Source organism: Runella sp. R0.1_18, assembly GCF_057652155.1.
Map to the genome: position 1 here is coordinate 1 of NZ_JBYFCK010000002.1, position 20,874 is coordinate 20,874.

At 44.2% G+C, this 20,874-nt stretch carries 20 protein-coding genes; 15 read left to right on the forward strand and 5 right to left on the reverse strand.

Annotated elements, in window-relative coordinates; all coding sequences use genetic code 11:
- Window positions 1-89: 89 nt before the first annotated feature.
- The 4 genes from AC23P2_RS02860 to AC23P2_RS02875 all read left to right on the forward strand — a co-directional run bounded on the left by AC23P2_RS02860 (window position 90) and on the right by AC23P2_RS02875 (window position 2,418).
- Window positions 90-461, forward strand: coding sequence for a hypothetical protein (locus tag AC23P2_RS02860; protein WP_487771793.1), 372 nt, complete (start codon window positions 90-92; stop codon window positions 459-461).
- A 33-nt stretch (window positions 462-494) separates the two neighbouring features.
- Window positions 495-1,385, forward strand: a complete 891-nt coding sequence (locus AC23P2_RS02865) for a DUF3078 domain-containing protein (RefSeq protein ID WP_487771794.1) — start codon at window positions 495-497, stop codon at window positions 1,383-1,385.
- 58 nt (window positions 1,386-1,443) lie between these two features.
- Complete coding sequence (gene mscL, locus AC23P2_RS02870; protein ID WP_183974274.1) at window positions 1,444-1,782, forward strand: large conductance mechanosensitive channel protein MscL; 339 nt, start codon at window positions 1,444-1,446, stop codon at window positions 1,780-1,782.
- A gap of 255 nt (window positions 1,783-2,037) precedes the next feature.
- Window positions 2,038-2,418, forward strand: coding sequence for a LytR/AlgR family response regulator transcription factor (locus AC23P2_RS02875; protein ID WP_037301173.1), 381 nt, complete (start codon window positions 2,038-2,040; stop codon window positions 2,416-2,418).
- 92 nt (window positions 2,419-2,510) lie between these two features.
- Here the strand turns inward: AC23P2_RS02875 and AC23P2_RS02880 are convergent, their stop codons facing one another.
- Window positions 2,511-3,170, reverse strand: coding sequence for a porin family protein (locus AC23P2_RS02880; protein ID WP_487771795.1), 660 nt, complete (start codon window positions 3,168-3,170; stop codon window positions 2,511-2,513).
- Window positions 3,171-3,540: 370 nt separating this feature from the next.
- Between AC23P2_RS02880 and AC23P2_RS02885 the strand changes: the two genes are divergently transcribed.
- From AC23P2_RS02885 to AC23P2_RS02900, 4 genes are read left to right on the forward strand one after another with little or no spacing between them, the layout of a single operon-like run.
- Complete coding sequence (locus AC23P2_RS02885) at window positions 3,541-3,990, forward strand: hypothetical protein (protein WP_487771796.1); 450 nt, start codon at window positions 3,541-3,543, stop codon at window positions 3,988-3,990.
- A 19-nt stretch (window positions 3,991-4,009) separates the two neighbouring features.
- Window positions 4,010-5,161 (forward strand): Ppx/GppA phosphatase family protein, encoded by a 1,152-nt coding sequence (locus tag AC23P2_RS02890; RefSeq protein ID WP_487771797.1) that lies wholly within the window; start codon window positions 4,010-4,012, stop codon window positions 5,159-5,161.
- Between the two features lie 39 nt (window positions 5,162-5,200).
- Window positions 5,201-6,331, forward strand: coding sequence for a hypothetical protein (locus AC23P2_RS02895; RefSeq protein WP_487771798.1), 1,131 nt, complete (start codon window positions 5,201-5,203; stop codon window positions 6,329-6,331).
- Between the two features lie 56 nt (window positions 6,332-6,387).
- Window positions 6,388-6,894, forward strand: a complete 507-nt coding sequence (locus AC23P2_RS02900; protein ID WP_122933517.1) for a hypothetical protein — start codon at window positions 6,388-6,390, stop codon at window positions 6,892-6,894.
- 3 nt (window positions 6,895-6,897) lie between these two features.
- Here AC23P2_RS02900 and AC23P2_RS02905 read toward each other — a convergent pair whose 3' ends face one another.
- The 4 genes from AC23P2_RS02905 to AC23P2_RS02920 all read right to left on the reverse strand — a co-directional run bounded on the left by AC23P2_RS02905 (window position 6,898) and on the right by AC23P2_RS02920 (window position 11,959).
- Entirely contained in the window at window positions 6,898-7,671 is a 774-nt protein-coding gene (locus tag AC23P2_RS02905; protein ID WP_487771799.1) for a hypothetical protein, read from the reverse strand.
- A 161-nt stretch (window positions 7,672-7,832) separates the two neighbouring features.
- The gene (gene lpdA, locus AC23P2_RS02910) at window positions 7,833-9,224 is read right to left on the reverse strand and encodes a dihydrolipoyl dehydrogenase (protein ID WP_487771800.1); all 1,392 of its coding nucleotides are present in this window, start codon (window positions 9,222-9,224) and stop codon (window positions 7,833-7,835) included.
- A 130-nt stretch (window positions 9,225-9,354) separates the two neighbouring features.
- Window positions 9,355-11,484, reverse strand: coding sequence for a xanthine dehydrogenase family protein molybdopterin-binding subunit (locus AC23P2_RS02915; protein WP_487771801.1), 2,130 nt, complete (start codon window positions 11,482-11,484; stop codon window positions 9,355-9,357).
- 10 nt (window positions 11,485-11,494) lie between these two features.
- The gene (locus tag AC23P2_RS02920) at window positions 11,495-11,959 is read right to left on the reverse strand and encodes a (2Fe-2S)-binding protein (RefSeq protein WP_487771802.1); all 465 of its coding nucleotides are present in this window, start codon (window positions 11,957-11,959) and stop codon (window positions 11,495-11,497) included.
- A gap of 243 nt (window positions 11,960-12,202) precedes the next feature.
- Between AC23P2_RS02920 and AC23P2_RS02925 the strand changes: the two genes are divergently transcribed.
- The 7 genes from AC23P2_RS02925 to AC23P2_RS02955 all read left to right on the forward strand — a co-directional run bounded on the left by AC23P2_RS02925 (window position 12,203) and on the right by AC23P2_RS02955 (window position 20,872).
- Window positions 12,203-13,162: an Rpn family recombination-promoting nuclease/putative transposase gene (locus AC23P2_RS02925; protein WP_487771803.1), complete on the forward strand. Its 960-nt coding sequence runs from the start codon at window positions 12,203-12,205 to the stop codon at window positions 13,160-13,162.
- A gap of 153 nt (window positions 13,163-13,315) precedes the next feature.
- Window positions 13,316-14,566 (forward strand): efflux RND transporter periplasmic adaptor subunit, encoded by a 1,251-nt coding sequence (locus AC23P2_RS02930; RefSeq protein ID WP_487771804.1) that lies wholly within the window; start codon window positions 13,316-13,318, stop codon window positions 14,564-14,566.
- A 7-nt stretch (window positions 14,567-14,573) separates the two neighbouring features.
- Complete coding sequence (locus tag AC23P2_RS02935) at window positions 14,574-16,049, forward strand: TolC family protein (RefSeq protein ID WP_487771805.1); 1,476 nt, start codon at window positions 14,574-14,576, stop codon at window positions 16,047-16,049.
- 24 nt (window positions 16,050-16,073) lie between these two features.
- Complete coding sequence (locus tag AC23P2_RS02940; RefSeq protein ID WP_487771806.1) at window positions 16,074-16,739, forward strand: ABC transporter ATP-binding protein; 666 nt, start codon at window positions 16,074-16,076, stop codon at window positions 16,737-16,739.
- A 17-nt stretch (window positions 16,740-16,756) separates the two neighbouring features.
- Window positions 16,757-18,043: an ABC transporter permease gene (locus AC23P2_RS02945; protein WP_487771807.1), complete on the forward strand. Its 1,287-nt coding sequence runs from the start codon at window positions 16,757-16,759 to the stop codon at window positions 18,041-18,043.
- A 5-nt stretch (window positions 18,044-18,048) separates the two neighbouring features.
- Window positions 18,049-19,221 (forward strand): ABC transporter permease, encoded by a 1,173-nt coding sequence (locus tag AC23P2_RS02950; RefSeq protein ID WP_487771808.1) that lies wholly within the window; start codon window positions 18,049-18,051, stop codon window positions 19,219-19,221.
- Window positions 19,222-19,429: 208 nt separating this feature from the next.
- Window positions 19,430-20,872 (forward strand): sigma-54-dependent transcriptional regulator, encoded by a 1,443-nt coding sequence (locus AC23P2_RS02955; RefSeq protein ID WP_487771809.1) that lies wholly within the window; start codon window positions 19,430-19,432, stop codon window positions 20,870-20,872.
- The last annotated feature ends 2 nt before the right edge of the window (window positions 20,873-20,874 follow it).

The window sequence follows — 20,874 nt, forward strand, 5'->3', positions numbered from 1 at the left end:
CTGCCTCGCTTTCACTTATGAGCTCTACATAGTTTTTCATTATACAAATATACGTCAACTTGATATGAGTTTAGTATAAGTCCTTTAATGTGCCTTCGGCCAAACTAATTGGTACGATTGTCTTTACCTTTTTCTTAGTGATTACCATCATCAGCGCCCTTGGCCAAGCAGGCGTAAATACCGAATTGTTAGAGTCGAGTTTTAATCTTTTGATGGGTGGCATTGTTTTGGCTTTTGCAGTTGGATACGGCTTTGCCTCAAAAGATATTTTGGCCAACCTACTTTCCTCATTCTACAACAAAAACAAATACCAAGAAGGCCAGATTATTCAAATAGACGATGTCAAAGGAAAAATTATTGCCCTTGACACCACCTCTATTACCCTCGAAACGGGCGAGTCAAAAACCGTCTTCCCATTGCAAGCATTGCAATCTAAAAAAGTAGAAATTTTTGATAAATAGACCAAATAGCGCTGAAAACAAATCAGTTTTACCATGAAAAAAGTTAGTACATTAGTTGTAATGATGGCCCTTACTACGCTCGGGGCTTGGGCACAAGAAGCAGTAAAAGACACCAGTTACTGGAAGAAAAAATCACAGTTTGGGGTAAATTTAAGCCAAGGTACATTTAGTAATAGCTGGCAAGGCGGGGGTATCAACAACATTGCCCTAGGAGTTTATCTTAACTCTAAAGGAGAATATACCAAAGGGCCTAACAACTGGGTGAACGATTTTCAGTTCCAACTAGGAGCCATCCAAAACCGAGGAGATGCTTTTCGTAAAAGCATTGACCGCCTTTTCTTTGATTCAAAGTACGGTTATAAACTAGGGACGAAATCGCAATGGTTGTTTTTTGCCAATATAAACTTTTTGTCGCAAGTAGCCAATGGCCGCGACTTTACCAACGATAGACGGCCATTTATCTCTGGGTTCTTTACGCCAGCCTACATTACCGAAGCCATCGGATTGGAGTGGAAACCTAATAAGTTTTTCAACATGCAATTTGCCCCAGGTGCCATTCGCCAAACAATTTTGGGTAATAAAGACCTCTACTTGGACATTGACCGTTTAAGTCCAGAATACAAGTTTGCCAACTACGGTGTTGAGCGTGGAAAAGCCATTCGGAACGAGGTGGCAATAATGCAATTGGTGATGAACTACAACAAAGATTTGGTGAAAGACGTCAATTTAAAGTGGCGTTATCAAGCCTTTGCAAGCGCCAAAGACTTGGCCGCTATTGATAATCGCCTAGACGCGCAATTGACCGCTAAGTTTGCCAAGTACTTTAATGTCAATATCGGCTTGATTGCCATTTACGATCAAGATCAAATTGCCAAAATGCAGTTGGCACAATCAATCAACTTTGGCTTTTTGTACAGCTGGTAATTGGGCACTTTAAAATGATTTTGTAAATTAGCCAAACAACCCTAAACAACTACTAACTATGCTTCAAGAATTCAAAAAGTTTATTGCCCAAGGAAATGTCTTAGATTTGGCCGTCGGGGTACTTGTAGGTGCTGCGTTCGGAAAAGTAGTAACTGCTTTTATGGATGACATCATCAATCCTGTCGTAGGACTAGCCGTGGGTGGTGTTGATTTATCGGCTCTCAAAGTAGTACTAAAAGCCGCCGATCCTGCTACACAAACCGCCGAAGTGGCAATACGCTACGGTAGCTTTATCAATGTTGGTATCCAATTTTTAATTACAATGTGGGTAATCTTCCTCATTGTGAAGGCGGCCAACAAAGCAAAACTTTCAAACTCTTTAGCGCCCAAAGAATAATTAGCTTTTGCCTTTTAACTTAGCCCTGTTTACGACATGTAAGCAGGGCTTTTTTATATACGTATTTCTACGTGTTTTATCAAGTGGTAGTACGGCATTATCAAACCAAACAACTTCACAATTCACTGATTTTCAAATAATTACATCCATATACGTATTTGTACGCGTTTTACTCCCCTCTTTTTTTCTAGTATGTTTGTGATGTCAAATTAGAAAGCAAACCCCTATCCCTCTCACGCTAAAACTGACATTATCATGAACACACAACCTCTACTTACTAGCATCCCTACTTCGTCGGGGACACATTCAAACAATAGCATTATTATTCCGAATGGTACGCGTCAAATAGTAATTCCTATGAGTCAGTTGGTGTGCATGGAGGGCTCAGGAAACTACGCCTATATTTATACAAGTGACGGACGACGGTATTTGGTGTCTAAAACACTGAAGAGTTATGCCGATATTTTGGACAAGACTGTGTTTTTGCGCGTTCACAAATCTTGGATTATCAACTTGGCATTTTTGCAAGATTACTGTGAGGATGACCGATCATTGCGGTTGCAAGGGGGGAGAGAGATTGCCATATCACGCCGTCGGATTCGCGAGGTGTGCCCGGTATTGAGGCGTGCAGCTTAATCAGAGAACAATTCTATCAGAATAAAGATTTTTTTTAGTGGGTTAATTGATAAAATATCGTCCTGCCGACTCATCGGCAGGACGAATTCATTTTAGAACAGGGTAAAACCCGCCGTAAGTTGCCACAACGACACTTTGCTGTTGAACTGCGCATTGTTCTGTAAGTTCAATTGCGAAATATTAGAAAGCCCACTTTCGTAACGTAAATCAATATTAAACGACCGAATGTCTAAACCAATACCTGCTTGGTATCCAAAAGTGGCTTGTTCGATGGTCTTGTTGATATTCTGAGAAGAATATACCTTCAAGGCATCTCCCAATTGACTTCCTTGTGCAACATTGAGTGATGCCATTGGACCTGCATTAAAACGCAATGGTCCCAATTTAAAACCCACCAAAACAGGAATATCAATCTGGCTAAACTTCACATCGACATTGACTGGAGACGAACTACCGCTTTTCAGAATTTCGAATGTCCCTCCTTTAGAAGACAAAAGAATCTCTGGTTGGATAAATAATTTTCGGCCGATGCGGGCGTAAGCTCCGACCACATAGCCTGTGCGATTGCCTGAGTTATTTTTAAAGAAATCTTGAACAGATGCTCCGGGACGTGTAATGCTCAGTCCTTCGGTTTGAAGTTGTGAGAAGTTTGCTCCTCCGCGCACACCGACAAAAACTAATTTGCGATTAAATTGCGCATTGGCTTGTAAAGCAGCAGATAGAACCAAAAACGCCAAAATTGCCTTTTTCATGGTTTGTTATAGAGAGTTATTGTGTAAAAATAATAACAATGATGACGGATTAACGCCCACAGTATCGTCGAGATTGTTTGCAGAATTTTCTAAATTTGAAAATGATACCAATCTTACTTAAAAAACGCACCTCTTACACCCCCTTAACCACTCATAAAAATCTTACAAATAGCACCCAACTACCTTATACATTTGAACCGTTAAATCAGTAAATCAGCCAAAACATTCGAGTAAACCCACTGTTTTACAGCAAATTAATTCATAGCTATGCTATTCTTGCTTGGTTCTGTTAAAATAGTTTCAGTACTTCGTCTGTTACTTGGCAGCCTAGTTATTACATCAAAAAACAATTAACAATCATTAACCAATCATGGAACCTCAACAAGAACGCGGATTTTGGTCACAACTCACTACTTTTTCAAAAGTACTCATCTTTTTGGTCGTTGCAGGGGTGTTAGGTGGCTCTGCTTGGTATATTTTGGAAAACGGAAAAGAAGAAACAGCAACAACAACGACGAGTGCTGATACCATTGCGGTATCAGATGGAGCAAGTACTTCGGTCTCGACGGATAAAGTTGCTTCGGATAGCAAAGAGCCCGCAAAAGTAGAAGATAAAGCTCAGCCTAACGTAAGCGACGTAGCCGTTGATGAGGCTCCTGCGGTGGCAAAAGCGGCCGAACCTGCAAAAAAGGTGACGACTACGGCACCTAAAAAAGCAAAAACAACGACCAAGAAATCGGTAACGAAAAAAGAGTCGGCAGAACCAACAAAACCTAAAAAGAAGTCGAAGAACAACGAAGATGTTGAAGTAGATATCTAGGGTTAAAATTTCTCTAAACATGAAAAAATACACAAATAAGGGCTTACTCATGCTACTTGCATTTTGCATGGTAGCTCTTCAAACAGTAGCCCAAACCCCCAAGTACGCAGGTTATCGCGGTGGATTTGATATTGGCTCGCAGGGAGTGAAACTTTCGGTGGTTGGTTTTTATTTCCAAAACAACAAACTGCGCTATAAACTCGTCTATGACCGCCAAGAAACCGTAGGACTGGTAAAAGGCATGGAGACCAACGGTGGTAAGCTTCGCCCCGCTGATATTCAGGAAGCGATTGCCTTTGTACAAGAAATGATGGAAGATGTGAAGTCGGTGTATAAATTGACCAACAAAGACTTTATCATTTATGCGTCTTCGGGGGTCAATATTGCTTCTAACATTGGTGACTTAGACGCCTTAGCCCAGAAAAACCTCGGTATGCGCGTAAACATTAATATGCCTGCCAAAGCGGAAGCGACCTACGGCGCAAGGGCAGGATTAGCCCGCGAAGACTTCGATTCCGCAATTTTGGTCGATGTGGGCGGTGGGAATACCAAAGGAGGCATTTTGCAAAAGTACGTAGGTGCTGATGGCCGCGAACGTTATACCTTCAAATCGTATAACATCGAGTACGGCGCCCGCCGCTTGTCGGAACGTATCTTGAAACGTACCAACGGATTTGAAGCTTACGTTCAGGATTTGAAAAGTATGGTCGAAGACTCAATTGCGCCGCTGATTCGTTCGTCGCTCAATGATAACCCAGAAATTCGTTCGGCTACGCGCAACATCATTTATACCACAGGCGGGGTTTCGTACCAGTTTATCACGTGGTTGGTACCCGAGAAAGTGCAGGACGAAATCATCGAGTTTAAGTACGACGATTTGTTGAAGTTTTACAACATGCTTCGCACTCCCGACGGCTGGTCGGAGTTTGAAACTCGAAAGTTTGATAACGTCAAGGATGCGAAGCTGAAAGAGTTGATGGTGCGCGACCTCGACAAAGCCACTAAAAAAGTATATAACCGCGACGCGTGTCTAGCGGGGATATCGTTGGTGCTACAAGCGATTCGAGAAATCGGCAACCCAGAACGTAAAACCTTCTACTTTACCAGAGATGCGTATTGGATCAACACCACCGTATATGATACATACAAAGGTGATTTTCAAGCTAAATAAACCTATTTTTGACAAAGTATAACCAATTTTCTTTTTCTCATGGACAATAATCAAGCATTGACAAAATTGAGTGACCTGCCTATCTTAAAACATTTAGATGGCGGAGAAAATAAATTAAAAGTGTTGCCAGAAAACATGGCTAACTGGAAAAAAGGCGAAAAATCCATTGCATGGTTTGTGGGGCTTATCCTGATGCTGGGGATTTTATACGGCTTTTTTATGTTCGTACTACCCGTCATTGTGGCGGCTTTTACAAAGGCACTGGCCGCATTGGTGGTTGTAGGTACGGTAGTATTAGGCGTAATGTTGGCACCGTTTATTTTTAAACTATTTCGTCGATTGGTGCGCGGATTACACAAGTTTTTGATTAAAGTGGATCCTTTTGCGGAACTTGATGACCAATTAGACAAAATGAAAGATTCGCGTCAACAATTTGAAAAAGTAAAGGCCGAAATCAACGCTTGTAAGATTCAAATGAAACAAGAAGCGGTGAAAGCCGAGAAACTAGCCAAAGATGCAGGTCAAAAAGTAGTGTATTGCCAAGAAGAGGCCAAAGCATTGAAAGTAAAGTTGGACAAAATGGTGGAAAAAGGAGGCGATAACGCACGCGAAACCGATGATTTTGTAGAACTTGAAGGCAAACTTAACGCAGCCATTGGCGACGGAAATCGCGCAGTTTCGGAAGCAGAAACTTACAAGCGATTGGTGGACACTTTTGGGTCTCGTGCCAATGTGTTTGCCAAACTTGACCGCAAGTTGGTAGGCTACGGCCACGCGTTTGACGAAAAATTGAAAGATTTTGCAACGAGTATTAACTTGCTTAAAACAGAGTCTCGTGCGATGGCTGCGGCCAACAACGCTACCACTCGTGCTCGCAAGGTACTAGGTCAAGGCCAAGATTGGCAGTTGGACTACGCGTTGGAAGTGATTTCGGGACAAATTGCCAGCGATATTGCCAGCACCCAAGCAAACATTCGCGATTTGGACAGCATTGTAAGAGACTTTAATCCAAACGATGAACGCGCTTACGCTCGCTTGGAGACGTTTGCCAACCAAATCAAAGGAGGCGAGTTTGAAGTAAGTGACTCTAATCGGATTTCAAACCCAAATTATAAGCTCACTTCTGAGCAAAAAAATGCGGGTGGCGGTATTACGGATATTTTTAATTAGGATGATGCAACTTCCCGAAAGCTACAACCTTTCGGGAAGTTTTTTTGATGCAACCCATGACCTTACAACAATTTTTTGACCGAATTGGAGAACGCCCAGACTGGGTGCTTTTTTATTTTGCAGTCGTGCCATTGATGGCGTTTTTGGCAGGACTTCTAGGTAAAAATGAAGGCCATATTCCCCCGTGGAATTACTTCTATGCGTTCTTGATTTATTTGATTTGTATTCCAGGGATTTTCTCCGTGACCCTCAACGTGTATCTATTTCTATTTGAACGGCGAAGCATCTTTGATTTCAACATTTATACCCAGATTCTTCCTTTTTTCTCCATGTTTCTGACCCTGTGGCTAATTCGCCGAAACGTGGTGTCATTTGATTATATACCAGGTTTTCAAAAGCTGAGTGGCTTAGTACTTATGATTTTTGCCACCATTGCCATTATGTGGATAGTGGATCGTACGCGCATAGTGGTTTTCTCGTACCTCAAATTTGAGTACGTGCTAGTCATTTTTGCGTTGCTGCTTGTGTTGTTGCTATGGGGATGGCGCAAACTCTTTGGCTAACTACTACAATTCCTCTACCGAACCAGCTCCTAACTCTTGAAGGAGAGTTGTCCAATACTGCGTCACCGTAGGGTTGTTTTCTTTGGTGCTACTTGTAGGCTCAAACGGCAACGCAATTTTGATAGACACCGCACTAAGGGCATACTGCTGCATTTGTTTTGCGTCGGCCTTGGCCCATTCATCTGCTTGTGCATTGTCTTTAGGAGGGTTAGAGTGAAAATCACGGCGATTGGTGCCTTTCATGCTTTCAATCATATCACTTAGGTAATATACCCGTACCTCAGCACCCGTTTCAGCGGCTTTGGTAATAACGGGCAAGCTCGCCCAAATGTCGGTTTGACGCTGCGAAGCTCCTACATTCTGCACATTAAGTTTTGCCAACAATTGCTTCAAGAAAATCATGCGCTCCCGCTGAATGCCAAGGTCAGCGGTGGTTTCAGCTGCCTCGCGGTCAGTGGCGTTCATATGGCTAACATCGTCCACCTCGGTGCGGCAAGTAAGCGACAATGCGCGGGCTTTTTGGGTGTTTTCGTGAATAAAATATACTTCCATTTTATCGCCTTTCTGGTGAATATTTTGTTCGACCAAATCGGTAAGAATCTGCTGATATTTTTGCGTAACAAAGGCTTTGTTCACGTTTACACTTTGGGTTTTATCCATAAAAACCAACGTATAAACAGGGCCTTCGGTAACGGGCTTTTTTTCGTTTTCAGTAGAACAGGCAAAAAAGAATGCACTTGTAGCGAATACAATAAAGTAGGATAAGAGACGAGTCATGGCTATGTGAGATTTGACGCGAAGGTGGTGATTGCGGTGTTAATTCGCAATCCAAAACGGATGAGTGGTTTAATTATTGCAAAATAAGAACGAAAAAAGCCCTTAACCAAACGAGCTAAGGGCTTTTTTTAAAGGTAGTTAGGTACTACCAAAGTTCTGTCTTACAAGTGAATCACCTCGCCATAGGCAGCGGCAGCCGCTTCCATGATGGCTTCAGACATGGTTGGGTGAGGGTGAACCGATTTAACGATTTCGTGGCCTGTCGTTTCGAGGTTACGAGCTACCACTACTTCGGCAATCATTTCGGTTACGTTGGTACCAATCATGTGTGCACCGAGCCATTCGCCGTATTTCGCGTCGAAAATCACTTTTACAAATCCTTCGGGAGCGCCTGCGGCTTTTGCTTTACCCGAGGCTGAGAAAGGAAACTTACCTACTTTGATTTCGTAGCCCGCTTCTTTCGCCGCTTTTTCGGTGTATCCAACCGACGCAATTTCAGGTGAGCAATACGTACAGCCTGGGATGTTGTTGTAATTGAGCGGGTGCGGATGTTCACCTGCGATTTTTTCTACACAAATAATCCCTTCTGCCGAAGCAACGTGCGCCAAGGCTTGGCCTTTGGTGACGTCTCCAATGGCATAGTAGCCAGGAACGTTGGTTTGGTAATAATCGTCCGTAACGATTTTGCCACGTTCCAACTTGATGCCTGTTTCTTCCAAGCCGATGTTTTCGATGTTGGCAACAACCCCTGCGGCCGAAAGTACCACATCGGTTTCAATTTTGATTTCGCCCGAAGGAGTTTTTACCGTTGACACGCAGCCTGCGCCACTTGTATCTACTTTCTCAACGCTTGAATTTGTATAAATTTCAACGCCAAGTTTTTTGTATTGTTTTGCCAATTCCTTCGAGATTTCTTCGTCTTCTACTGGAACGATGTTTGGCATAAATTCTACGATGGTTACTTTCGTGCCCATGCTTGCGTAAACGTACGCAAACTCAACACCAATCGCTCCAGAACCAATCACTAACAACGATTTAGGTTGTTTTTCGAGCGACATGGCTTTACGGTACTCGATTACTTTCTGACCGTCAATAGGTACGTTAGGAAGTTGGCGAGCACGGCCGCCTGTCGCGATAATGATGTGGTTGGCCGTATATTCGGTTTTCTTACCGTCGTTTTCTACTTCTACTTTTTTGCCAGGTTTAACGCGTCCAAGGCCATCAATGATGTCGATTTTATTTTTCTTCATCAAGAAGTTTACCCCTTTGCTCATCCCGTTGGCAACATCACGACTACGCTTAATAACAGCACCGAAGTCAGCTTCTGCGCTACCTACCGTGATACCATAGTCTTTGGCGTGGTTAATGTACTGAAAAACTTGAGCACTTTTAAGCAATGCTTTGGTAGGAATACAGCCCCAGTTTAAGCAAATACCACCGAGGTGTTCTTTTTCAACGATGGCTGTTTTCAAGCCCAATTGTGAAGCACGGATGGCAGCTACGTAGCCACCAGGCCCGCTGCCGATAATTATTACATCGTACTGTGAAGCCATTTCTTCTAATTTTGAGTAGTTGGATGTTCGAATTGTGGGGAGATTGTTGCTGGGAAAGCAAACAACCTCCCTGAAAACGAACGCAAAAATAGGCTTAAAAGTTGGTTTGACAAGTAACTATCCGCAAACCCTAACCGAGTGGCCCATCTTGGTCGGCAAATGGCTGATTGTAGAGGCGTTTTCCTGTTGTTTTGAAAATCGCATTGGCCAATGCCCCTCCCGTTGGAGGAAGTGCAGGCTCACCCAAACCTGTTGGTTCGATGCCATTATTCACAAAATGAGCTTCAATATCTGGCACTTCATTGTATCGAATGAGGCGGTACTTGTTGAAATTCTCTTGTTGCGGAGCTCCGTCTTTAAAGGTTAAATTGCCGTACATGGCGTGGCCAATTCCATCGACGATTGCGCCGTAAATTTGGTTTTTGGCACTGCTTTCGTTGATGACGATTCCGCAGTCAACGGCCGCATACACTTTCTTTAACACGGGCTTTCCTTTGGCCATTGTCATTTCTGCTACCTGCGCCACGTACGAAGCGTGAGAGAAATAAACACTAAAGCCCTGAGAAATGCCTTTCTTCTTCTTGCCCCAGCCTGATTTTTCGGCTGCCAATTTGATTACCTCACGGAAGCGCTTAGTTTCATAAGTGATTTTACCGACGGGGCTTTTTTCTGCTTTGTCCAAAAGCTCAAGGCGGAACTGAACAGGGTCTTTGCCCGCCGCCGCCGCGACTTCATCCAAAAACGCTTGCTCGGCATAGGCCAAGAAGTTGGTAATAGGAGCACGCCAAGGGCCAGTGGTAATCGGAGATTTATGATCAGAGGATTGAATCAACAAGTTATCGACAGCACCAGCGGGGAAATTGTCTTGGCGAGTAGAATTACCCGCGTTCATACCTGCTCCGTGGAGCATGAAGCCCGTCATATTGCCAGCTTTGTCAATAGAAGCTTTGAAACGATAACGAACAGCAGGGCGATAAATACCTCCCGTCATGTCGTCTTCGCGCGTCCAAGTTACTTTCACGGGCGCTTTGATGATGCTTGAAAGCTCCGCTGCTTCAACGGCATAGTCCGTATTGAGTCGGCGTCCAAACCCCCCCCCCATGCGCGTAAGCTCCAACGTTACTTTTTCAGGGGCAATGTTGAGCATCTTGGCGATTTGTTTCTGCGCTGCTTCGGGCGTTTGGCTGGGCCCCGCCAACTCAATGCTATCTCCTTTGAAATGGGCAAAGAAGTTCATGGGTTCCATGGGCGAGTGGGGCAAAAATGGGCACTGGTACTCTGCCTCAATAACCTTATGGGCATTCTTAAAAGCAGCCTCGACGTCGCCATCTTTGCGTTGAACGGTGACGTTGGTGCTATTGAGCATTTCTTTGAACAAACGGTCGTGGTCGGCAGAGCTTTCAAGGTCTTTTTCTTTTTCCCACTCAATTTTCACCGCCTTGCGGGCTTGCATTACTTCCCAGTTGGTTTTACCCACAATCGCCACTTTATTTCCAAACGAAACCACATTGACAATCCCTGGCATCTTTTTGGCGTCAGTGGCGTCAAAAGATTTCAATTTAAGGCCAAACGCAGGCGGGCGTTGAACTTGAGCATGGAGCATACCTGGGCGTTTGTAGTCAATCCCAAATAGGTTTTTACCCGTCAAAATATCCTTGTTGTCAACCCCTTTTACACGGCTTCCGATGAGGTTGAACGACGAAGTGGCTTTGAGTTTGACTTCTTTTGGAACGGGCAATTTGGAGGCCGCAACGGCAAGGTCACCGTAACTAAGTTTTTTACCAGAACTGTGTACAACCATTCCTTTTTGCCCATTACATTCGCTGGCAGGTACGCCCCACTGCTGGGCAGCAGCTTCGATAAGCAATGCTCGGGCCGTAGCGCCTGCCTTGCGGAGGCGTTCCCACGAGTGGCGAATCGCACCGCTTCCGCCCGTTAGTTGGCGTTCAAATTTTTTTGTATCAAGCGGTGACTGTTCCACTTTTACCTTTTCCCAGTCGGCATCAAGTTCTTCGGCAACGATAATAGGAAACGCCGTTTTAATACCCTGACCAATTTCGGGATTGGGCGAAAATATGGTAACAGTCCCTGAGGGAGAAATTGCTAAGTAAGCGTTAAAGTCGATGGCGTCAGCGGCGGCTGTGCCCACCACTTGAGGTTGAAAAGCCTCCGAGGAGAACCAACTAAACCCCAACACCAAGCCACCACCTGCGGCGGCAGTCGTTTTAAAAAAATCTCTTCTGGATTGATTTGTGCTCATGTTCGTAGGGTTATTTTTTCATTTTAGTTGCCGCCACTTTTACTGCGTCATGAATACGGTGGTAAGTACCACATCGACAAATATTGCCGACCATTGCTTCCTCAATATCTTTATCCGATGGGTTGGGATTTTTAGAAAGTAAAGCTGAAGCTGTCATGATTTGCCCCGCTTGGCAATACCCACACTGAGGCACATCCACTTCGTCCCAAGCTTCTTGGACGGGATGAGTCCCTGTTTCAGAAAGCCCTTCGATGGTCGTGATGTTGGCGGCAGAAACTGCCGAAATTGGAAGAACACACGAGCGCGTTGCGTCACCGTTGACATGTACCGTACAAGCACCGCACATGGCCATTCCGCAGCCGTATTTAGTGCCAACTAAGTCGAGATGGTCGCGCAATACCCATAGAAGTGGGGTATTGGCATCGACATCAACAGGATAGTTTTTGCCGTTGATTTTGAGTTGAAATAATGCCATGTTAGAGAAGATTAAAGTTGGAACTATAACATAAAGTCAGTCTAAAAAGTTAGCCTTGACCCAATGAAAGGTTATTTTTCGCGACGAATCGTGGGAGATTCAAGATTAATAACCCAACTAGGTAACAGCTTGATACTTTGGGTGGTTGATTTCGTCTAAGTCTAAAAGCTAGACTTAATACAAAAGTAATTCATCGTTAAAGTTTATCTATAAAAGGGTAACTTTGTTTAAAATTAGTAGCTCATGGCCTTACAAGACAAATACGTTAATCCTTTTACTGATTTTGGTTTTAAGAAACTCTTTGGCTCTGAACCAAATAAGGATTTACTGATTGATTTTTTGAACGAAGTAGTATTACCGAGCCGCCACAAAATTGCTGATTTATCCTATTCCAAAAATGAACACATTGGTCAAAAAGAACTCGACCGAAAAGCCATTTTTGACTTGTATTGTGTAGGAACAAACGGAGAGCGTTTTATTGTAGAAATGCAAAAAGCGAAGCAGAACTATTTCAAAGACCGTAGTGTGTTTTATGCTTCCTTCCCAATTCAAGAACAAGCACAGCGTGGGGATTGGAATTTTAAACTAGCTGAGATATATACGGTTGGGATACTAGACTTTGTTTTTACGGAAGACAGCGATAAAAAAGAAGTTCGCCACGAAGTAAAACTGAAAGACCAACACAATCGTATTTTTTACGAAAAACTGACGTTTATTTACCTCGAAATGCCCCATTTTACGAAGACTGAGGCTGAACTCGAAACGCCTTATGATAAGTGGTTGTATGTTCTAAAACACTTGCCTTATTTGGAAAAACGCCCTGTAGCTTTGCAAGAAAAAATTTTCACTAAACTCTTTGAAGCGGCCGAAATCGCGAAGTTTTCTGCGGCTGAGTTGGCAGGGTACGAAGCCAGTTTAAAATATTACCGAGATTTAAAAAATGTGATTGATACAGCAGTTTCGGAGGGGCACCTTGCGGGTTTGCAAGCAGGACTAAAACAAGGACTTGAGCAAGGACTTGAGCAAGGAAGAGAACAAGGCATCGAACAGGGAAGAGAACAAGGCATCGAACAAGGAAGAGAACAAGGAATGATGGAAGGCAAAAAGGCGATTGCACGTTCTGCACTTGCTGAAAACATGCCCGTTGAAATAATTATGCGCTTAACGGGATTGACCCAAGAAGAAATAGAGGCATTGCGCTAGTTTGTAAAAGCCGTGTTCCATTTTCAAACAAAGTGTTCGATAACGAACACTTTTTCTTTTTTAAAATAAAGCTAATATTTTGATAAATAGACAATTGACTTCTGGTACGGGTATTGAAGCCATTAAAAGAGAAACAGCCAAAATTTTTCAAAAATGGACAGAGAGTTACCAGAAGAAAGTAAAAAGCAACAATCGCGCCGCCGCTGGCTTTGGATAGCTGTAGGCACAGGTGGAATTGTCCTTGCAGTGTGGTTGCTGCGAAATTCCTTTGGAAATAGCATAAACCAAAAAGACGTGCGACTCGCTACCGCAGCAGTAGGAGACGTTGAAAATACCCTCACAGCATCGGGGGAAGTACAGCCCGATTTTGAGGCCGTTATTACCAGCCCCATCACTGCCGTCATTCAGCAAACGTACTTAGAGCCTGGGGCTTCAGTGAAAGTAGGTGACAAGATTCTGGAATTGGACAAAGAGTTTACCCAACTAAGTTTTGACAAACAAAAAGACCAACTCGAACTAAAGCGTAACGGCATTGTCAAACTTCGCTGGGAGTTGGATAAAAGTGTTTATGACTTGAAAATCAACGACTCCATCAAAGGGTTAAAAATCAATAGTTTTCGCGCTGAAGTCGAAAATGCCAAACGACTCTTTCGGGCTGGAGGTGGCACGCGCGAAGCCATTGAGCAAGCAGAACAGACCTTGCGCATTGCCCAACTCGAAAAACGCCAACTCGAAAATGATATTCGGATTAAGCAACAAACGGTGAAAGCCGACATCAAAGAGTCAGAAATCGAAGCGCAAATTCAGGCGAAAGATTTACAGGAGCTTCAGCGCAAACTGCAACAAGCAAATATCACGGCGAACCGCTCAGGGGTATTGACCTACGTCAACAAAAACATTGGCTCGAAAGTATCAGAGGGGGAAGTACTGGCGCGTTTGGCCGACTTGGGTGGTTTTAAAATCATTGGAGCTATTTCGGATAATTATGCCGAACAAATCCGAATCGGTATGGGAGTCGTGGTCAGGGTCAATGAGACATTGCTTAGAGGTACGTTGACGAATATCTCCCCTTCAGTTCAAAATAACATCGTCAATTTTGACATTCAACTCGACGACAAAGGGCATAAGCTTCTACGCCCTAAAATGAAGGTCGAAGTCTTTCCGATTACGGATGCGCACTCAAAAGTCGTTCGGGTTGCCAATGGCGCTGGTTTTACAGGAGTTCCTGTTCAGGATGTGTTTGTACTTCGCAACGACGGAAAAGCCGAGCGTCGCACAGTAAAGGTGGGCTTAGCCAACTTTGATTATGTCGAGATTTTGGAAGGTATTAAAGCGGGAGAGAAGGTGATTATCTCGGACATGAGCAAGTTTAAAAACGCGAAAGAGGTCGAACTTATTCCCTAACAGCAGCATGAAAAAGATATATATATCCGCATTTTTTGCACTTATAATGCCCTTTTGGGGACAAGGGGGGCTACTTTGGGGGCAAGCGGGGCTGACGCTTTCGGAAGTAGTAGAAATGGCTCGTAGTCAGTCGATTTCGGCGCGACAAGCGGCTACGACAAAAGAAACAAAGTATTGGGAGTACCGCACTTTTTTGTCGAACTACAAGCCTCAATTGACGCTCAACGGGAATTTACCCGCGTTTAGTCGGTCGTTTATTGAAGTGCGTCAGCCCGATGGGACGATTCAGTTTCAACCCGTACGCAACAACAATTCGTCCCTCAATTTGTCCCTAAGTCAGAGTATTGCGGCGACGGGTGGAAGTATTTATGCCACGTCGCAATTGCAGCGTTTTGACGATTTTGACCGTAAAAATACCCTTTACAACGGTACTCCTTTTGCAGTTGGGTACATGCAGCCTTTGCTTCGTTTCAACTCGTTTAAGTGGGACAAAAAAATTGAGCCATTGAAGTTTAATGAAAGCCAACAAGCCTATGTAGAATCGTTGGAGAAAATCTCGTTGCAGGCCAGTGGATTGTTTTTTGATTTGCTGTTGGCACAAGTCAATTTACAGATTGCCGAAACGAACTTGACCAATACCGATAATATCCTAAAAGTAGCCAAGGAGAAGTTTGAATTGGGAAAAACAAGCCGTAACGAAATTCTTCAATTGCAGTTGGAGTTGCTCAAAACCCAAAAAGCAGTAGGCGTGTCAAAGCGTGATTTAGAAATCGCGTCGCTCAATTTGAAAAGTTTTATCGGTATTCAAAACGAGGGAAAGATAGTTTTGAATACTCCACGCCCTCCTACTGCAATGGTATTGTCAACGGACAAGGCCATAACGGAGGCATTTGCCAATCGGGCCGATGCCATCGGATTTAGTCGTCGAAAATTAGAAGCAGAGCGAGCTGTATCCAAAGCCAAAGGCGATAACGGGCTCAATGCTACGCTGATGGCTACGATGGGATTTTCGAACCGAGGGCTAACCGTGCCTGAGCTGTACCGTAAACCCCAAGACCAACAAACCGTTGAACTACAACTTGATATCCCGATTTTGGACTGGGGACGGTCGAAGTCGCGTACCAAAACCGCCGAAGCACAGCGCCAGCTAACGCAGTATGCTGTGGAGCAAGACCAGCAAAATTTTCGGCAGGAAATATACACTCAAGTATCTCTCTTTGAGATGCTTCGCGACCAGTTGGCGCTCACCATTGAAGCCGACAGTATTGCTTCAGAAAAATACAAAATAGCCCAAGAACGCTACGTATTAGGCAACTTAAGCATTACGGACTTGAGCATTGCTTTTACCGAAAAGGACCAAGCCAAGCGCGATTATATTTATGCCTTGCGCGATTATTGGGGAGCCTATTATAGACTCCGTCAGTTGACTTTGTACGATTTTGAAACCAATAGCCCCCTAGCCCCCAAGGGGAGAACCAATTAACGTAACTAAATAAAACAATAAACCATGATACAGCTAAAAAATATCGAAAAAGTCTATCGCACAGCCACGATAGAAACAGTTGCGCTCAACAAAGTGAATTTGAATGTCGAAAAAGGAGAATTTGTGTCCATTATGGGGCCTTCGGGTTGCGGAAAAAGTACCCTACTCAACATCATCGGGCTCCTCGACGAGCCTTCGAAGGGACAGGTAGAAATCGACGGAAAACAAACTAATGGTCTTTCGGATGCGCAATTGGCGAGTTTTAGGAACCAAACCCTCGGGTTTATCTTCCAAAGTTTCCATTTGATTAATGACTTACCTGTATTGGACAACGTAGAATTGCCCTTGCTCTACCGCAACGTGTCGGGTACCGAACGCCGTCGCTTGGCCTCGGAAGCGCTCGAAAAAGTAGGCTTGAGCAACCGCATGAAACACTATCCCAACCAACTTTCGGGTGGACAAAAGCAACGCGTGGCCATCGCGCGAGCCATTGTAGGGCAACCTGAGATCATTTTGGCCGACGAGCCAACGGGAAATTTGGACAGTAACATGGGAAACGAGATTATGGACATTTTACTCACGCTCAATCAGCGCGATAACGCAACGATTGTGATGGTAACGCACGACGAAAACATGGCCAAACGTACCCATCGCTTAGTGCGATTGTTTGACGGTTCACAAGTATCCTAAAAACCCAAATCGAAACAATGAAAACATTATTCTCAAACTCCCTCATTGGGGGGCGAGGGGCTAACTACCTCAAAATCACCCTTGCTGTGCTAAAACGTCGAAAGTTTTTTACGTTCATCAGCTTGTTTGGTATCAGTTTTACCCTCACCATTTTGGTGGTGACGACCGCTTTTTTTGACCATTTGGTCGCCGCTGGTTATCCTGAAGCTAATCGTGACAATTCGCTTTATGTATGGAATATTAAAGAAAAAGACACCAAAAACGGCGGTTCTAGCTCAGGACCTGTGAGTTTTTCGTTTATCAACACCTACATTCGGACGCTCAAAACTCCTGCCAAAGTAGCGGCAGTGAGTATGTTCAACAACCTTAATATTTACCTAAATAATCACAAAATCAAGGTAATGTATCGCTATACCGATGCAAATTTTTGGGACGTTACCTCGTTCGAGTTTTTGGAAGGAAAAAGCTACACTGCTCAGAACATCGCCAACAACGACTACGTAGTGGTAATCAACGACCATGTGCGTGACCAATACGTAGGAAAAGGCCAGTCGGCGGTGGGCAAAATGATTGAAATTGATAACGTAAAATACCGTATCATTGGGGTTGTCAAAGGATGCCCAGTGACGCGTCTTCACACAACTTCGGATTTGTATTTTCCCTACAACACGTCGAAAGCCGATTTAAAAAAGACCGCCTTACGAGGAGATTACATCGCACTTATTTTACCCAACAACCCAGAAGATAAGCTTAAACTACAGGAAGAATTTAGAGCCGTTGCGGCCAAAATCAAACCCACAAAGACAGGCGACAAATGGTTTAATCCAGACAAGTTATACGTGTTTGCCGATACCTATTTTGTAAGCTTTACGCGCGAGCTCAAAGGTTCGGGTGACGGTGATGGTTCTGCCTTCATTATCTCGCTCCTGATCGGAATCATTTTCTTATTTATGTCGCTTCCTGCCATCAATTTGGTCAATATCAACATGAGTCGAATCATGGAACGAGCGTCTGAGATTGGGGTAAGAAAAGCCTTTGGCGCATCGAGTAAAACACTGGTCATGCAGTTTGTGGTTGAGAATATCATTCTGACGCTCATCGGTGCTGTAATCGCCTTGGTGCTATCGTCGCTCGTGATTTTTTACATAAATCAGAGCGACCTCATTCCTTACATCGACTTGAGTTTCAACTGGAAAGTGTTTTCAATAGCTATTCTGGTAAGTCTGGTATTTGGTTTGTTATCGGGAGTGTACCCTGCTTGGAGAATGTCAAAGTTACAGGTAGTAGATGCGTTAAAATATTAAAAGCCATGATAAAACATTTGTTTAAACTCATCTGGAAGCGAAGAAAAAGTAACTCCCTGATGATGACCGAAATCTTTTTTTCTTTCCTGATTTTGTTTGCCGTATGCTCGCTTGGAGTGTATAATTTTCAAAACTACATGACGCCTGCTGGGTTAGAAACCAACAACGTATGGGTGGCTTTTATCAACTTCAATACCTCAAACGATACGACCAAAGCACAATACAAAGAACTGGTTAGCCAACAATTAAAGCAGTATCCCGAGGTAGAAAGCTTTTCTTACACAAGTTCCAACGCTCCGTTTACTTTTAGCACGATGAGCAACAGTTTTGCCTATAATAAAAAAACGGTATCGAGTGATGTCATCACAGTAGAACCCGATTTTCCCAAAGCAATGAGTATGACAGTAGCCCAAGGCCGTTGGTTTACCAAGGCCGATATGGCGGGCACCTTTGTCCCTGTGGTCATTACCAAACATTTGGCCAAAGACTTGTTAGGCACAGAAGACGCCGTTGGGAAAATCTTCGGGGGGGGCGAAGAGGCGGAAAAAAGTAAAAAAATGAAAGTGGTGGGCGTAGTCGATTATTACAAACACAAAAGTGATTTTCAAGAACTGGATAATAGCCTCTTCCGCCCCTCTGAAAAGTGGGACGATACGATGGTGCTAAAGGTTAAACCAGGAAGTGGGGCGGAGGTTGAGGCCAAAATTGTGCGCGAATTGGCACGCCTTGGCAAAGATTGGACGATTGAGATTCAGCAGATGGACGGAATGAAATCTAACCGTAATAATTTGGTCTTGGTACCTGTCTTGATTTTGTTGATTATCTGCGGTTTCTTGGTTTTTAATGTTGCCTTAGGAATGTTTGGGGTGTTGTTTCAGACCATCAATCGCCGTAAGCAGGAAATCGGTGTACGTCGAGCCATGGGTGCTACCAAAGGGGCTATTTTATGGCATTTTATTGGAGAAACGGCAGTCATCGCCACGTTCGGTTTGATTTTGGGCTTGTTTTTTGCCGTGCAATTTCCGTTACTCAATGTTTTCGACGTCGAAGCAAGTGTATATTTGATTGGGATGTTACTGGCCGTAATTTTGATTTACGTTTTGGTAGGTATTTGTGCCTTCTACCCAAGCCGCCAAGCGTCAGTGTTGCAGCCTGCGGTTGTGCTTCATGAAGAATAAAAAGCAGAGGGCATGGGGGTATTAAATTCGGTGTATCTTTGTTAATTTTCGAGCTTTTAGCGTATTTCTTTATAAGGTTGAATGCATTAAAATGTAGAAAGGTTATTGATTGCTCCAGAGGAGCTACATCTTAGTAGAAAAATTACGAATTTTCAAAAAGCCCTCAAATAGCATCATCCCATGCCCTCTGCCCAATGCCCCATTTTTTATGCTCCTAATTATTGATGACGATATTGCCGTTTGTACTTCGCTTTCGCTTTTAGCGCGGAAGGAGGGGCTTGACGTGGCCGTTGCGCACAACCCCGACGACGCGTTTCGGATACTGAAGCGGCACGAAGTGACATTGGTATTGCTCGATATGAATTTTTCCAACGAAACTTCGGGCAGAGATGGATTACAAATGCTTCAAGAGCTAAAAACCTTGAAACCAACGCTGCCCGTGATTCTCATTACGGGCTGGGCTACCATCGACTTGGCCGTACAAGGAATGAAACTCGGCGCTGCCGATTTTATCAATAAGCCTTGGCAAAATGCCCACCTGATGCAGTCGATTCGGACAGCGTTGTCTCTGGCCAATTCTGAAGCAAAGGGCAAGGAGGAAAGGAAAGAGGAAAACACAAATTATTCACCGATTACCCCTCGCCCTTTGCCCACTGCGCTTTCCCGCCGCGCGTTGGACAAACAGTTTGATTTTGGACAAATCGTTGGAGAATCACCGCAGTTAGTCCAAATTTTACAAACGATTGGGAGAATTGCTCAAACCGACGCTTCCGTACTGATTTTGGGAGAAAGCGGGACGGGGAAAGAGTTGATTGCGGAAGCCATTCACCAAAATAGCCAACGCAGTAAACGGCCCTTTGTGAAGGTAAATTTGGGGGGTGTTTCGACCAGCCTTTTTGAGTCCGAAATGTTTGGACACGTGCGTGGAGCTTTTACCGACGCCCGTTTTGACCGAACGGGACGCTTCGAAATGGCGAATCGAGGGACGATTTTTTTGGACGAGATTGGTGAGCTCGATGCCAGTAGTCAAGTCAAGCTGTTGCGGGTACTGCAAGACCGTACGTACGAAGTGCTAGGAAGTAGTAAAACGAAGTCGGTGGACGTACGCGTGATTTGCGCCACGAATCGTGTACTCGAAGAAATGGTAGCAAAAGGGACGTTTCGGGAGGACTTGCTGTACCGAATCAACCTGATTACGGTGCATTTGCCTGCCTTGCGAGAGCGCCCCAGTGATATTCCACTATTGGTTGAGTTTTTTGTGGATAACTTACGCCAAATCTACCAACGGCCTCATTTGGAAGTGACGCGGGAGGCGCTTCAGTGGTTAAAAAATCTGAACTTGCCAGGCAACATTCGACAACTTAAGAATTTGGTAGAACGAACCGTACTGATTAGCCACCACGACGTACTGACGATTGGCGATTTTCAGCAAAACTACCAAGGGAGTAAAAGTTCGACGTCTCTCACACCTCCTTCGCCCCTCCCCGACGTAGGAAGCATGACGCTCGAAGAAATGGAAATTCAGATGATTCGTCGTGCCATGGAGTTTCACCGAGGTAAAGTTGCGCGCGTGGCTAAATCGCTGGGTATCACCCGCTCGGCCTTGTATCGACGATTGGAGAAGTTTAATATCCCTTTTGAGGATGAGTAAAG